The 12,342-nt window shown below is 70.3% G+C and carries 13 protein-coding genes and 4 pseudogenes; 9 read left to right on the top strand and 8 right to left on the bottom strand.

The features are described from left to right. Nucleotides 1-20: 20 nt before the first annotated feature. Nucleotides 21-977, bottom strand: coding sequence for an alpha/beta hydrolase family protein (locus R4Z63_RS00255; RefSeq protein WP_384452244.1), 957 nt, complete (start codon nucleotides 975-977; stop codon nucleotides 21-23). A 169-nt stretch (nucleotides 978-1,146) separates the two neighbouring features. On the opposite strand from R4Z63_RS00255, the gene R4Z63_RS00250 reads away from it, so the two are divergent. The 3 genes and pseudogenes from R4Z63_RS00250 (at nucleotide 1,147) to R4Z63_RS00240 (ending at nucleotide 3,213) form a co-directional block, all read left to right on the top strand. Next, on the top strand, nucleotides 1,147-1,743 hold the full coding sequence (locus R4Z63_RS00250; RefSeq protein WP_384452247.1) for a TetR/AcrR family transcriptional regulator: 597 nt from the start codon (nucleotides 1,147-1,149) through the stop codon (nucleotides 1,741-1,743). A gap of 448 nt (nucleotides 1,744-2,191) precedes the next feature. After that, nucleotides 2,192-2,527, top strand: a pseudogene (locus R4Z63_RS00245) (sensor histidine kinase); the annotation flags it as partial. Between the two features lie 20 nt (nucleotides 2,528-2,547). After that, a complete protein-coding gene (locus tag R4Z63_RS00240; protein WP_384452250.1) occupies nucleotides 2,548-3,213 on the top strand; it encodes a response regulator transcription factor in 666 nt (221 codons plus the stop codon). A gap of 183 nt (nucleotides 3,214-3,396) precedes the next feature. Here R4Z63_RS00240 and R4Z63_RS00235 read toward each other — a convergent pair. Continuing rightward, nucleotides 3,397-3,690, bottom strand: a pseudogene (locus R4Z63_RS00235) (response regulator transcription factor); the annotation flags it as partial. Between the two features lie 134 nt (nucleotides 3,691-3,824). On the opposite strand from R4Z63_RS00235, the gene R4Z63_RS00230 reads away from it, so the two are divergent. Next, on the top strand, nucleotides 3,825-4,415 hold the full coding sequence (locus tag R4Z63_RS00230) for a hypothetical protein (RefSeq protein ID WP_384452253.1): 591 nt from the start codon (nucleotides 3,825-3,827) through the stop codon (nucleotides 4,413-4,415). Nucleotides 4,416-4,615: 200 nt separating this feature from the next. Here the strand turns inward: R4Z63_RS00230 and R4Z63_RS00225 are convergent, their stop codons facing one another. The 3 genes and pseudogenes from R4Z63_RS00225 to R4Z63_RS00215 all read right to left on the bottom strand — a co-directional run bounded on the left by R4Z63_RS00225 (nucleotide 4,616) and on the right by R4Z63_RS00215 (nucleotide 6,543). Beyond that, nucleotides 4,616-5,335 (bottom strand): hypothetical protein, encoded by a 720-nt coding sequence (locus R4Z63_RS00225; protein WP_384452256.1) that lies wholly within the window; start codon nucleotides 5,333-5,335, stop codon nucleotides 4,616-4,618. Between the two features lie 59 nt (nucleotides 5,336-5,394). Then, nucleotides 5,395-5,676 (bottom strand): annotated as a pseudogene (locus R4Z63_RS00220) (NUDIX domain-containing protein); the annotation flags it as partial. A gap of 105 nt (nucleotides 5,677-5,781) precedes the next feature. Beyond that, nucleotides 5,782-6,543 (bottom strand): PIG-L deacetylase family protein, encoded by a 762-nt coding sequence (locus R4Z63_RS00215; RefSeq protein WP_384452259.1) that lies wholly within the window; start codon nucleotides 6,541-6,543, stop codon nucleotides 5,782-5,784. Nucleotides 6,544-6,587: 44 nt separating this feature from the next. Between R4Z63_RS00215 and R4Z63_RS00210 the strand changes: the two genes are divergently transcribed. Continuing rightward, on the top strand, nucleotides 6,588-6,836 hold the full coding sequence (locus R4Z63_RS00210) for a hypothetical protein (RefSeq protein ID WP_384452261.1): 249 nt from the start codon (nucleotides 6,588-6,590) through the stop codon (nucleotides 6,834-6,836). 228 nt (nucleotides 6,837-7,064) lie between these two features. On the opposite strand, the gene R4Z63_RS00205 is transcribed toward R4Z63_RS00210, so the two are convergent. Continuing rightward, complete coding sequence (locus R4Z63_RS00205; RefSeq protein WP_384452263.1) at nucleotides 7,065-7,349, bottom strand: hypothetical protein; 285 nt, start codon at nucleotides 7,347-7,349, stop codon at nucleotides 7,065-7,067. A gap of 31 nt (nucleotides 7,350-7,380) precedes the next feature. Then, nucleotides 7,381-7,539 (bottom strand): hypothetical protein, encoded by a 159-nt coding sequence (locus R4Z63_RS00200; protein ID WP_384452266.1) that lies wholly within the window; start codon nucleotides 7,537-7,539, stop codon nucleotides 7,381-7,383. Between the two features lie 244 nt (nucleotides 7,540-7,783). Between R4Z63_RS00200 and R4Z63_RS00195 the strand changes: the two genes are divergently transcribed. Continuing rightward, the gene (locus tag R4Z63_RS00195) at nucleotides 7,784-8,182 is read left to right on the top strand and encodes an LppU/SCO3897 family protein (RefSeq protein WP_037922685.1); all 399 of its coding nucleotides are present in this window, start codon (nucleotides 7,784-7,786) and stop codon (nucleotides 8,180-8,182) included. Nucleotides 8,183-8,550: 368 nt separating this feature from the next. Here the strand turns inward: R4Z63_RS00195 and R4Z63_RS00190 are convergent, their stop codons facing one another. Next, a complete protein-coding gene (locus tag R4Z63_RS00190; protein ID WP_384452270.1) occupies nucleotides 8,551-9,405 on the bottom strand; it encodes a class I SAM-dependent methyltransferase in 855 nt (284 codons plus the stop codon). A 262-nt stretch (nucleotides 9,406-9,667) separates the two neighbouring features. On the opposite strand from R4Z63_RS00190, the pseudogene R4Z63_RS00185 reads away from it, so the two are divergent. From R4Z63_RS00185 to R4Z63_RS00175, 3 genes and pseudogenes are all read left to right on the top strand, one after another. Continuing rightward, nucleotides 9,668-10,375: pseudogene (locus R4Z63_RS00185) on the top strand (class I SAM-dependent methyltransferase). 234 nt (nucleotides 10,376-10,609) lie between these two features. Then, nucleotides 10,610-11,113, top strand: coding sequence for a GNAT family N-acetyltransferase (locus R4Z63_RS00180; protein WP_037922691.1), 504 nt, complete (start codon nucleotides 10,610-10,612; stop codon nucleotides 11,111-11,113). Between the two features lie 460 nt (nucleotides 11,114-11,573). Further along, entirely contained in the window at nucleotides 11,574-12,179 is a 606-nt protein-coding gene (locus tag R4Z63_RS00175) for a dihydrofolate reductase family protein (RefSeq protein ID WP_037922693.1), read from the top strand. Nucleotides 12,180-12,342: the final 163 nt, after the last annotated feature.

Here is a 12,342-nt window from a genome sequence, read left to right as displayed (position 1 = left end):
CGGAAGCGGTGGCAGGGAGCCTACTTGGCTGCGACCCGGCCTACCGGGTCGCTTCCCGTCGTCAGTGCCGCGTAGGCGGTCTGCCAGGCATCGTCGCCGGGGTGGAGCAGGGTGCGGAGATACGCCGAAGTCAGCCGGGCAACGGCGGCGACGCGCTCGGGGCTCTCGTCGGTGGTCTCGGCGGCGTCGTATCCGGCGATCCCGCCGAGCCCGTGCTCCGCGTCGAACAGGGTGAGCAGGGTCTTGGGGCCGGGGGCCAGGGTGTAGGGGTCCGCGTGCCAGTCCGGTCCCATGTCCGTGAAGTGCCGGGGGTCGTCCTTGTCGCCGGTGACGACCAGCGCCGGTGTGCTCATCGTGGAGAAGTCGACCGCTCCGATCACCGGCCACTGCTGGGCCATGGGCCCGTTGAAGACCTCGCCGCCCCTGCCGGGAGGGGCGAGCAGCGCGCCCGCCTTGATCCGGGGCTCGTGAAGGTGTATCAAGCGGCCGGTGTCGGGGTCGGTGAGTCCGGCGCCCAGCAGGAGGGCGGCGGTGAAGCCGCCGAGCGAGTGGCCGGCGACGGCGACCTTGGTGGGGTCGATCCGTCCGGCGAGTTGCGGCACGGCGCTCTCGATGTGGTCGAGCCGGTCGAGGATGTGGCTCATGTCCTCGGCGCGGGAGCGCCAGAAGTCCGGTGCACCAGGGGCGTCGGCGACCAGGCGGGTCAGTGTGCTGGAAGTGAGGTGGGTGGGTTGGACGACGACGAATCCGTGTGCCGCCCAGAAGTTGACGATCGGTGCGTAGCCGTTGAGCGAGGAGAGGTTGTTCGAGGGGCCGTGGCCGTGGGAGAGGAGGATGACCGGAAGGTCCGTTCCGGTCGCGGGGGCGGAGACGCGCAGCTGAAGGTCTACGGGGCGTCCGGCCACGGACAGGACCACGGGGCTGAAGGACAGGACCGGAACGGTCCCCAGGGCGTCGGCGGTGCTGGCTGTACTCATGAGGTGGGCTCCCTTTCGGTGGCGCCTGCCGTCCACCGGACTCGTGCGGTCAGCAGGCGGAGAGGGCGGTCAGGGGCGTCCCGCTTCGGTTATCCTGAAACGGAGCGCTGCTCCATTTAGTATCCGGAGCGCTGCTCCGTTTTGTCAATCGGCTGTGAAGGAGATCGCAATGGCCGCCGAGGGCCCCGCAGGAGGTTCGCCGTCCAGAGGCAAGCGGGCCGACGCCCAGCGCAACCGGGAGACGGTGCTCACGGCCGCGGCCGAGGTGTTCGTCACCTCGGGCGTCGACGCACCGATCCGCCAGATCGCAGCCCGGGCGGGCGTGGGGATGGCCACCATCTACCGCCACTTCCCGACCCGGGCAGACCTCGTCACCGCGGTGTACCAGCACCAGATCGAGGCATGCGCCGAAGCTGGCCCGCACCTGCTGGCCGGCGCCGATTCCCCGCTCGACGCACTGCGTCAATGGGTCGACCTCTTCGTCGACTTCCTGGTCACGAAGCACGGCCTCGCCGACGCTCTGCAATCCGACAGTGAGCGGTTCGCCGCGTTGCACGCCTACTTCCTCGACCGCCTGCTGCCCGTCTGCGCCCAACTGCTCGACGCCGCGGTCGAGGCCGACGAGATCAGGCCCGGCACACAGCCCTACGAGCTGATGCGCGGCATCGGCAATCTCTGCATCGGACGCGACAACGATCCTCGCTACGAACCCCGACGCCTGATCGCGCTCCTCTTGCAGGGACTCCAGCGGCCCCGGGCGAGCTGATGCCGACGAGCGGCATCGCGTCCACGACCCCGCCACGCCGGCTGAACCGCCGCTTCTCGGCAGCCTGAGGCACCGGCCGGCGGCAGCTTCCCTGAGTCGGCGCTGTCGTCGCTGCTCGGTTCGGGCGTAGAACGTGGGGAGTGGTCGCGGAGCGCTGTCTCGCTGATTCCCGGCCCACCGGTCGTGACCAGGCGATGGGCCGCTGCCGCCGGGTCCGTTGCCCGGGGGCGGCGGTCTGAGCGCCGACGCCGGGGGCGGAGTCCCACAGGCCCTCAGTCGGGGAAGAGGCAGGGGCGCGAGGTTGTCCGGTGCCGTAGGGAACCGAGCGGCAGCCCGCCATGCGAGCGGGCCTGCCCCATGACGCCTGGGGGAGGGGGCGTCATGAGTGCGGGCCCCTGCGGAAGCCCCACCCAGGGCGGGACCTCCGACACGTAAGCGTGTGACCTACGACGCCCTCACCGTCACGGGAACACCTGTGTGCGAGGTGCCCGCCGGGACGGTCCGGAACCTGCTGAGGATCGCCCAGGAGGCCCTCGCGAACGCGGCCCGGCACGCTCCCGGGGGAGCCGTCGGGGTGGAGCTGGAGTTCGCCCCCGCATCGACCGTGCTGAGGATCCGCAACCGCCCCGCCACCCGCTGGCCGGCCCCGGAAACGGGCACCGGGATGGGACTGATCGGCATGCGCGAACGCGTCGCCCTGCTGGGGGGAACGCTCACAGCGGGCCCGGTCACCGAAGGCCCGCACCAGGGCGACTGGCAATTGGAGGCAGTGATCCCGCAATGACCGGAGGAACGACCGGACGGATGCTCGGACCCCTCGCGGAGCAGCGGCCGTTGCGGGTGGTCGTCGCCGACGACCAGGCCGCCGTCCGTGAGCCCCTCGCCGGGGTACTGGCCCTGGCCGAGGGCATCGAGGTCGCCGCGGCCGCGGCCAACGGCACCGAGGTGTTGGCGGCCGTCGCCGCCGGCCCGGTGGACGTGGTGCTGATGGATCTGAGGATGCCCGTCATGGACGGCATCGAGACGACTCGCCTGCTGGCCGACGAGTATCCGGAGGTCGCGGTGGTCGTCCTGACCACCTTCGCCGACGACGACTCGATCCTCGGCGCACTCGGCGCGGGAGCCCGCGGCTACCTGACCAAGAACGCCGGACGCCAGGACATCACCCGCGCGATCCGGGCCGCGGCTGCCGGCCAGTCCGTACTCGACCGCGAGGTCCAGGACCGGCTCCTGGCCACCGTCCGGACCACGGTGCCCCCGCCCGACCGGCCCCTCCCCGAGGACCTCACCCCTCGCGAACGCGAGGTGCTCGGGCTGATCGGCCAGGGCCTGTCCAACCGGGGCATCGCCGAGCAGCTCTTCATCACCGAGGCCACGGTCAAAACGCACATCAACAACCTGTTCGCCAAGGCCGGGATCCGCGACCGCGCGGACGCCGTACGTCGCGCCATTGCCTCCGGTCTGGCCTGACCACACGGGGGAAGCGCCGATGTCCGTCCGCCGCCCCGTACCCGACGTCCGGTCGGAAGCCGCAGAAGAGAGCCTGGAGTTCTACGGCCTGATCAGATGGGAGGAAGTCCTGAACCACGGCTGAATCTTCTCCGCGCCGCTCGCCCCTGGTCCGCTCCGACCGCGCAGATCAGCTTCACGGCCGACGACTTGGACGCGGTCCCGGGCGCCCAGTGTGGTGAGCAGCCGCGACACGTGCGACTTGGCGGTGGCCACGGTGATGAAGAGGTCCTCTGCGATCTCGGCGTACGACCGGACGCGTCCGACCAGGGTCAGCACTTCCCGTTCCCGTTCGGTGATGCCTTCGACCGGCTGCGGGGAGCGCTCCGGGACAGCCGCGGGACGTCCGACGAAGTCCGCGATGAGACGGCGCGTCACACCCGCGGAAATCGGTGCCTCGCCGACAGCGACCACGCGGACCGCCGCGAGGATGTAGTCCGGGGTGGAGCCGCTGCCGACGTTCGTGGGGCTCGTGCGTGGGACGGCGGGGGTGGGCCGCCAGTGTCCAGGAAGCCGCTGGTGAACCGGCGTCAGAGCGGTGGGTTGTCGGAGTTGTGTGGCAGGCTGCGCTCGTGGAAGAGCTCATAGGTACGCAGAGGCCGACGCACAGGATGCTCGACCCGGCCGGGGCCATGGCGGCGCTGGAACGCGCGGTCCCCGGGCTGGTGGCATTGCGCCGGCAGAAGCCGGCCGACTTCGACTGGCGGGCGATCGAGGCGGAAGTCGGAAGGGGTCTTCCGTCCGACTTCAAGTCGCTCTCCGAGTGGTATCCGGCCTTCGGCCTGGACGACTTCCTGAGCGTTCAGCTGCCTTCGCCCGGGGAGGATGCCCTCGGATCCGCGGAGGGCACACGATCGGGGAGGTGGCGCTGCGACTACCCCGCCGACCTGCGTCCTGCCGAGCTCATCTCGACGACCCTGGTCCCCTGGGGGGACCCGGCTGAGGGCGACGAATTCTTCTGGAGCGTGATGGGCGACGATCCTTCGCACGGGCTGGTCACCGTCTGCTCCCGCAACGGTCCCTGGTGGCACTACGAGGGCGGGGTGGTTCAGTTCCTGGCGGAGCTCTGTGGCGGGACGGTGGAGCCGTGGGCGCTCCCGCCGGTCCAGCCCAGGGTGACAGGCGGGGCCGTCGAGGGCGGCGACGGGCATCCGTTTGCTTGAACCGCACGGCGCGCCAGCCAGACGGGCTTGTAGGCCTGACAGGAGAACCGGCCGCACTGGCACGACGCCATCCGAACCGGCGGTACAGCATCCGATGAGGCCCGTGTCGCCGGCAGGGGTTCAGTGGGCCCAGGGGGGCGCCGAGGGCGGGTGAAGTGTTGCTCATGCCAGTCCTCGCTTCGTAACGGGCCGGGAGCGGCTTACGAGACGGTGAGGTCGGTGACCTCCGGCAGTTCGGTGAAAGGTTGTTGCGCGGCACGGGGGATCCCGAGCCGTGCTCGGGCCTGGTGGACGGCGGCGAGCTGGTCGGCCGCCGGGGGTCCCCAGTCGAAGAGCTCCAGAGCCTGCTCGGGTGTGGCCAGGACCCGGATGTGGGTGCGGCCGGTGGCCGGGTCGACTGGTGGCGGGCCGAGACGGGTGAGGGGTGCGGCATAGCGGAGGCGGGCGTACGGCTTGTCGGGGTCGGAGAGGTGGCCGAGGAACAGCGGTTCGTCGAATTCGGCTGCGGCTTCCTCGCCTGCCTCCCGGCGCAGTGTGACGAGCGGGTTGCCGCGGTCATGGGGTTCGGGGGTGCCGCCGGGCAGACAGGCCGCGCCGGTGTCCGGCTCCAGCAGGACCAAGGCACGGCCGTCCGGTGCGAGGAGCCAGCCCCAGGCCTGAACCACCGAGAGCTGGTCCGGGGCAGGGCAGGTGTGGAAGGGGAGGTGGTGCCGGGCGCGGGCGGTACGCAGGACGCCGGCCCGGTCCAGGACGGTGGGGGCGATCGGCAGGCCGTCCTCCAGGAACGCGGGTCCGGCGGAGTTGACGCGGGCGCGGAGAGCGGACAGGGCGCGGCACGCGTCCCCCGGAGCCATGAGAGTGGGCAAATCGGCGGGTTCGACGAACTCGACGGCGTCGATCTCGCCCGGGGCGGGCCGCATCGCGGCATCTGGCCCTCGTCCCGGATGCCGCCGTCGAAGACGTGCAGGAGCTCGCCGGGGAACTTCATGGCGGGCGGTGTGGTGCGGCCAGTGCGGGAGACCCAGTCGACGGCCAGTCCCCGGGTGACGGCCGCCGTGACACCGAGCTTTTCCTTCATCTCTCGGGCAGCGCCCTGGGCGGGGGACTCGCCCAGATCGACGGCGCCACCGGGCAGCAGACGGGTGTGGCGGTAGGCCACGCGCTGGAGCAGGACTTGCCCGCGCTGGTTGGTGATCAGCACGGAGGTTCCGGCCCACAGGGCGTGCGAGGCGCGCAGCGCCCCGTACGTCTCCGCCCGCATCGCAACACTGGGGCGTTCGTCGGGCGCGGATGTCATCGTCATCTCTCTCCGATCGGTGGTTGTTTGCCCGTGGGCGGTGAGAAATGCCCGTCACGCGCCACGATGTCAGACGGTCAGCCGGGCCGGGTCGCCCTTTGTGGGGCCGGAAGTGAGGCGCGTGAAGTGCTCGGCCTGGATGATCCGGTTGCGTTCGGCCTCGGGGAGACGGGCGAGGATGCCGGGGAGGGCACGCTCGCGGGCGACCTCGCCGCGGTGCGCCGAAATCGCCTCCCACTTCTGCGCGGCCCAGGGCGTGACGTCGACGCTGGCGGTCACGTACGCGTCCGGTACAGCGAGGACCGTCTTTCCCACCCCTTCGAGCAGCGGGCGGAGCAGGCCGATGCCGGACTCGGGGTGCGTGGCCGCGTACAGGGCGGTCACCTGCCAGGGCTTGCCGGTGTCGGGGTACGCATGCGGGAGGCCGGCCGCCTGGACGGCGAGGAGGGTGATCTGGTGTGTGCGTACGTGGTCCGGGTGGCCGGTGAGCTGGCCGAGGGCATCGTGGGTGACGACCACGTCGGGCCGGACCTCGCGGATGTGGGTGACGAGGCGGCCGACTGCTGCGTGGAGGGGCACGTCGACGAGCCGGGGTTGGCCGGGGGAGGCCTCGCGGTTGCGGGCGTCGTTGTAGCCGAGCAGGCGGGGAGCACCGGCGCCCAGGATGGCCAGGGCCTCTGCGAGTTCGAGCGCTCGCCGGCTGCCGGCGGCCCAGGTGGCGGTGACGACCGCCGTGCGGGCCCCGGCGGCGTGATGCTGGGCGAGGACGCCCCCGGCGAGGAGGGACTCGTCATCCGGGTGGGCGAAGACGGCAAGCAGGCTGGGTGGCAAGGGGCCTCCAGGTGCGGTCGTGGTGCGGGGACGCCCAGACGCAGGTGATCGAGTGGCGCGTGCAGGGGCTGCTCGGTGGTGAGGGCGCTGGTGTCGATGACGCGGCCGACCGAGTGCATCCGGCCGATGGTGGCCTGCTCGTCCTCGGATGTGCGCCGGCGGTGGTAGGCGCGCACGACTTCGTCGCGTTCGGCGTCCTTGGCAAACTCCCAACTGGCCGCGATCCGCTTCTGGAGCACCACCGGGTCGGTGTGCACGACGAGGTGCTGGAAGCCGCCGTCGGCCTGGCGTAGCGGGGTGAAGTCCTCCTCGGCGTAGGCGGGGTTGAGGACAGTCATCGCAGCTCCTGCCACAACGGTAGATCCTGGTAGTCCGCGGGGCACAGCAGGTGTCCGCTGAGCGTGCTGCGCAGCAGGTCCCTGACGGCCTCCGGGCCGGAGACCGTCGCGCCGGACAGAGCGTGGCACAGCCCGACGGCAAGGGTGGGTTACCACCGCCGAACGGTCCGTTCAACCAGGCGATCATGCGTCCCCGACGGCCGCGGTCATCGTGTCGGCGGACCGCGAAGGCACTGGAAGACACCCGTGGTGGCCCGGCCATCTGAACACCAGCCGGGAAGACGCCTTGTCCAGGTCCAGGTCGTCCCCGACCGACAGCAGATCATCGGGCGTGCCGGCCGGGTGAACGGTCAGGACGGGATGGGCGTGCTGGTCGTTGTCGTCGGCGCGGATGTGGCGGTTCCAGGTCCGGACCGTGGCCGCGAGCTGCTCGGCGAGCTCGGGTCCCTGCTCACCGAACGCGTGCACTACTCACTCCCACTCCTTGTCCTGCGGGCGGTCACCGTCCTTGCGTCTGGATGTGGATCAGGTAGGCGAGCGAGGCGCCGTCGAGGAACGTGGGTGCGTCCCGGTCCTTCGCGATGACGGTCACCCCCTCCTCCGGGTCCTGGTGGGCAAGCAGGCGGCAGAAGCCGGGCAGGGTGGTGGCCGCGTACAACTGCAGCGAGCCGAAGAAGACGGCGCCGCACTACCCGCGGTGCGACCAGGAGACCGCCCACTGCGCGGGCGATGGCGCGCGAGCACCGTCGGGCGGTGCTGGGGCCGGTGGCGCGGTCTGACGGGTCGGCAGGATCACGACTCCATATCCGATGCGAAAACGGCAAGGAAGAGTCCCTTTTGGGCGTTCGGCAGCCGATAGCGTACGCGCGTTCGATCATGTACACGTCCTCAAGGAATCCTCCATGGCCACGCCTCCCGCGCCGCAGTCCCCTGAACAGCCCGCCGCCCCCGTCGTACCGTCCGAGCCTGCAAAGAAGAAGAGCGGTCTGGGCAAGAAGATCCTCGGCGTCGCCGTGGCGATCGCGGTCGCACTGTTCTGGCGCCTGGGACTTCCCCACCTGACGGGCGAGGCCCCGGTGCACGCGGAGGCCGGCGACTGCGTCGTCGTCACCGGCCCGGACAACGACCCCAAGGTCGAGAGCAAGGCTTGCACCGAGAAGGTGGCCGACCTCTACAAGGTCGTCAAGGTCGTCGACAACACCTTTGACGTCGACAAATGCGAAGGCGTGGCCGAGGTCGCTCTTGCGCAGCAGCTCGAGACGGACAAGTTCGTCCTCTGCATGGAACCCGTCAAGAACTGACGCCCCTGCGGCGTCCGTCTCCGCGGTTCGTCAGGGTGCCGGCACAACCTCTCGGCGGCCGTCCGCGACACAGTGGCGATGATCTTCATGCACGAGGCGGTCGTCGTCGGGGGCCGGCCTGCGGGGCCGCAGCCACGGGCGAGACCAAGGCCAGAGCCCTCTCGAACATGGCCGCGCTGCCGCGCGAGACGGCCCCCCGGCCGGCATCCTGAAGCCGCGCTCCGCGCGCCGTGGCCTGCCGTCGGCGCAACCTGCCCACCGGTGTGCCGGCTCGCCCGTGCCTTGGCGACGGCCTACCCGCCTGGTGCAGGCCGTCGCCGTAGACCGATCTCAATGAACGCTGACCGGCCCGCTCGCAGGGTCCTGTCTCAGCGCGCGGTGACTGAGTACGCAGCGAGGGCGCGATTGCCGCGCGGCTTGGCGATCGCCCGGAGCACGTCGGCCTGACTCAGGACGAGCTGTCGCATCGGATCGGGCAGTGCGGCCAGTGGCCCATCGCTTCCCACCAGGTCCAGGCAGGCTGCGATCTCCCAGTCTCCGTCCTGCAGCCCGTCGGTATCGACCGGTTCGCTGCTGTCGGCCGTCCAGCCGGCCTCGGGCAGGAGGCGCAGCAGATGCTCACGGGAGAAAGGTGTGCGGACGTTGCCCTGGCCATGCGATCCCGCGGCCTCGACCTGCCCCTGGACCAGCACGGCGAGCAGGTGCGCCAACTGGTCGTCGGAGACAGGTGTCAGGTCCCACTCGGTGAACCACAGCCGCCGCGCCCACGGCCGTACCCGGGCCAGCGTGTCGCGCAGTTGCCCGAGCGAGCTGAAGTACCAGGAGCAATGTGCGAGCACCACATGGTCGAACGTACCTCTGGGGAAGTCGACTGACGGATCGAGGACGTCCGTGCCGAAGCGGACATCGATACGCGGCCCGAGAGGGCCCGCGGCGAGCCGGGCTGCCGATTCTCCGAGGGTGACCGGGGCCCCGTAGGAGGCCGCAGCCACGTCCACGGCCACCACACGCCCTCTCGGCCCCACTGCCTCCGCAAGGACGGCAGTCATGTCGCCCTGCCCGCAGCCCAGTTCGAGGACGGTAGAGCCGGGTGCGATGTGCCAGCCGGCCACGAGTGCGGCACGGTGGCGAGTCTGGGACAGCTGGGCGTCCGGGCTGTGATCGGCGGCGGCCATGCCGGCCGCGAGCGAGGGGGCCTTGGCGAGGAGATCGGAGTGATTCACAAAGTCCTTGCTGGTACTCGACGGGTCGGTGCGGGCCGAGCGTACGAGACGCACGGGCGGTGGCGCTTCCGATTTCCTGGACGTCACCGGCACGACGGCGGCCAACCCTGTGAACCTGCTCCTGAAGCAGCTCGCGACCAAGACCGGCAGGGCACAGCCCACCCCCCCCCTCCGCCTCGCCAGCACGGCCGCCGCAGACTTCTGCCACCCGGAGACAGGCGGTGCGCGGAAACCGCGGAGTTGCCCCGACCGTTGGACCGGCATGGAGCCGAACAGGCGAGCGGGGCACCAGGGGGCCGGACCCGGGCGGTCACCCCGGACGGCTGCGCGGTCGAGCTGTACACGCGACTGCCAGTCGGGGCCCGAGCCGGACATCATCGCAAGCGCCGTGTCGCCGGGCGCGCGCATCCTGGAACTGCGCTGTGGCGCAGGGTGCGTGATCCACCCGCTCCTGGAACGGGTCTCGCGGTGACGGCTGTCGACGAGTCCCAGGAGATGCTCGATCGCGTTCGAGGGGCACGCGCGATACACGGTGCGATCGAGGACCTCGACCTGGGCGAGTCCTTCGACGTGGTGACGCTTGCGTCGTTCCTCGTACACGCCGGAGACATCGAAGTGCGGCGCGCGCTGCTGCGCACCTGCTCTCCGGCGCCTCGCGGCGGACGGCTGTGCGCTGATCCAACGGGAGGGTGAGGACTGGCACACGAACTTGCCGCGCGAGCGTGTCGATCCCGGAGGTTTCACGGTACGGATCGTGTCGGCGGAGCCGACTGGCGACGGTGCGAACTCGGTGCACGCGAAGTATGAGTTTCCGGACGCCGTATGGACCCAGACGTTCGTGTCCCGGCCGCTGACCGAAGAGCAGTTCAAGGAGGCTCTCGCAGAGGTGGGCCTGAAGGGAGACAGATACCTCACGCAGGACGGGACATGGGCACTGACGAGCCTCGCGACGTATCCGCCGCGCCCGTGAAATTCCGGTGTCTTCGCTGCGTTGCCGCGTTCGCTGCTCTCCGAAGGCGAACGAGTCAGGGCCATCACCGCATGCGACAGCCCCTTCGGCGCCGTACCGAACACGGAATCCGTCGATTGAACGGACGTCTCGATCGGGGGATTGCGAGCACTGCCCGGCCTGAGAGCAGAGCCTGGCGGTATACGGGGAAATTCCAGGGGATCAGGCGGCCGCGCGCTGCTACGGTCGGGCGCTATGAGCTGGCTCCCCGCGAACTTCGTGCATCCCGTCCTGGTCCCGCTGCCGGGCAGTGGTCATCACCTGCGGCCGATCCGGGAGGCGGACACCCCGCTCGACTATCCGGCTGTGATGGGTTCGCGCGAGCGACTGTGGACCATCTACGGCCCGGCCTGGGGCTGGCCCGCGGCCACCATGACCTACGAGGCCGACCGGGCCGACCTGTTGCGGCACGAGCAGGAGATCGCCGCACACCAGTCTTTCAACTACGCACTGTTCGACGCGGCGGAGACGGCTCTGCTCGGCTGTGTCTACATTGACCCACCGGAGAGGATCGGCGCGGACGGCGAGATCTCCTGGTGGGTGGTGGACGAGCTGGTGGACAGCAAGGTCGAGCAGGCCCTCGACGAACTCGTGCCACAGTGGATCGCCGCAGACTGGCCGTTCGAGCAGCCCCGCTTCCTCGGCCGAGAGATCTCCTGGCCGGACTGGCTCGCCCTGCCGGAGCACCCCGACGCGTAAGTGGCTGCCGCCGTCCCGATCCTGTGGGGCGCTGGTCGAACGGGGATGCCGTTCAGGTGATCGCGGTGGGCTCCGGGCACGCAAGCAGGGGCCTTTTGGCAGGTGGGTACATGTCTACGCCAACGAGTGCTCCAGGAGACCCTGTTGCCGCAGCTCTACGTTGTCGTGGAGGGCGGGTCCGGTCCGCTCACCCCGTGGTGCGGCTGTCTCGCATACCGGTTCGGGGAGGCCGCCGCGTCCCACAGCCCATGACGCCGTGGGGATGTGCCCGCCACGTGGCCCCTCAGCGCTGCACGCGGCTCCGCCGAGCGTGACGGCCGGCCCGCCGTTCGCGGGTGGCGCTCCGCCGATCTGGCCGCTTGCCGCGTCATGATTCTGCTCGTTGCCCCACAGTACGGCCGATGAGTTCGCGGCTCGCGGCCAGTCCAAGCTCGCGACACCCCAAGAAAGGACCACCATCATGTCGGAGCTTCTCGTCGACTTCATCACCTCCCTCGACGGCCACGCATCGGGAGAAGGATGGCCTGGGTTCTGGGGCCTTGAGGGGCCGGAATACCTCGCATGGCTCGGTGAGCAGCCCGAGGCCACCTACCTGATGGGAGCGAACACCTACCGCCTGATGTCAGGCTTCGCCGCGGGCGAGGTCCCGAACGGCCAAGACGGGTTCAGGCCCGAAGAAGAGGCGTCCGTCGACGCGCTCACGCAAGCGTCCAAGGTGGTGTTCTCCTCCTCGCTCAAGGAGCCACTGACGTGGGCCAACTCCGCGCTCGTCCGCGACGACGCCGTCGAGGCGGTCCGCGCCATGAAGTCGAGCGGCTCGGGGCTCCTCAGCACCATCGGCAGCCTCAGCCTGTCCCGCTCCCTGCTACGAGCCGGACTCGTCGACCGCTTCCGGGTGGTGATGTTTCCGGTGATCACCGGGGCCACGGGCGAAGAACGCATTTATGACGGCTATCCGGACGTTGCCCTGGAGATGATCGAGCACCGCACCTTCGACGGCCGCATCCAGCTGGTCGAGTACAGGCCCCGGGTGCTCGAGCACCCGCCGCTCGGCGCTCCTGCGTGACCGGGCCGCGGCGGCCGGGGGAACGCAGCCGCGCCTACGGCCTCCGGAGGATGGACCAGCCGTTCTGACGAGATCGGGACACCTTCGGTTCCTCCGGTATGCGGCCGGTACAGGTGTTGCCCGTGACTGCGGTGTGGCGGATGCTGGCCCGAGCCTGGGAATC

It is taken from the genome of Streptomyces sp. PL-29, assembly GCF_058344425.1.
Note: the sequence above shows the minus strand (reverse complement) of the source record. Positions and strands in the feature narration are given on the sequence as shown.

What these genes read in the sequence shown, in the direction of transcription:
- R4Z63_RS00250 (WP_384452247.1), top strand. Translation starts at nt 1,147, where the DNA reads ATGGCCGCCGAGGGCCCCGCAGGAGGTTCGCCGTCCAGAGGCAAGCGG.
- R4Z63_RS00225 (WP_384452256.1), bottom strand. Translation starts at nt 5,335, where the DNA reads ATGCGGCCCGCCCCGGGCGAGATCGACGCCGTCGAGTTCGTCGAACCC.
- R4Z63_RS00255 (WP_384452244.1), bottom strand. Translation starts at nt 977, where the DNA reads ATGAGTACAGCCAGCACCGCCGACGCCCTGGGGACCGTTCCGGTCCTG.
- R4Z63_RS00195 (WP_037922685.1), top strand. Translation starts at nt 7,784, where the DNA reads ATGGCCACGCCTCCCGCGCCGCAGTCCCCTGAACAGCCCGCCGCCCCC.
- R4Z63_RS00175 (WP_037922693.1), top strand. Translation starts at nt 11,574, where the DNA reads ATGTCGGAGCTTCTCGTCGACTTCATCACCTCCCTCGACGGCCACGCA.
- R4Z63_RS00180 (WP_037922691.1), top strand. Translation starts at nt 10,610, where the DNA reads ATGAGCTGGCTCCCCGCGAACTTCGTGCATCCCGTCCTGGTCCCGCTG.
- R4Z63_RS00240 (WP_384452250.1), top strand. Translation starts at nt 2,548, where the DNA reads ATGCTCGGACCCCTCGCGGAGCAGCGGCCGTTGCGGGTGGTCGTCGCC.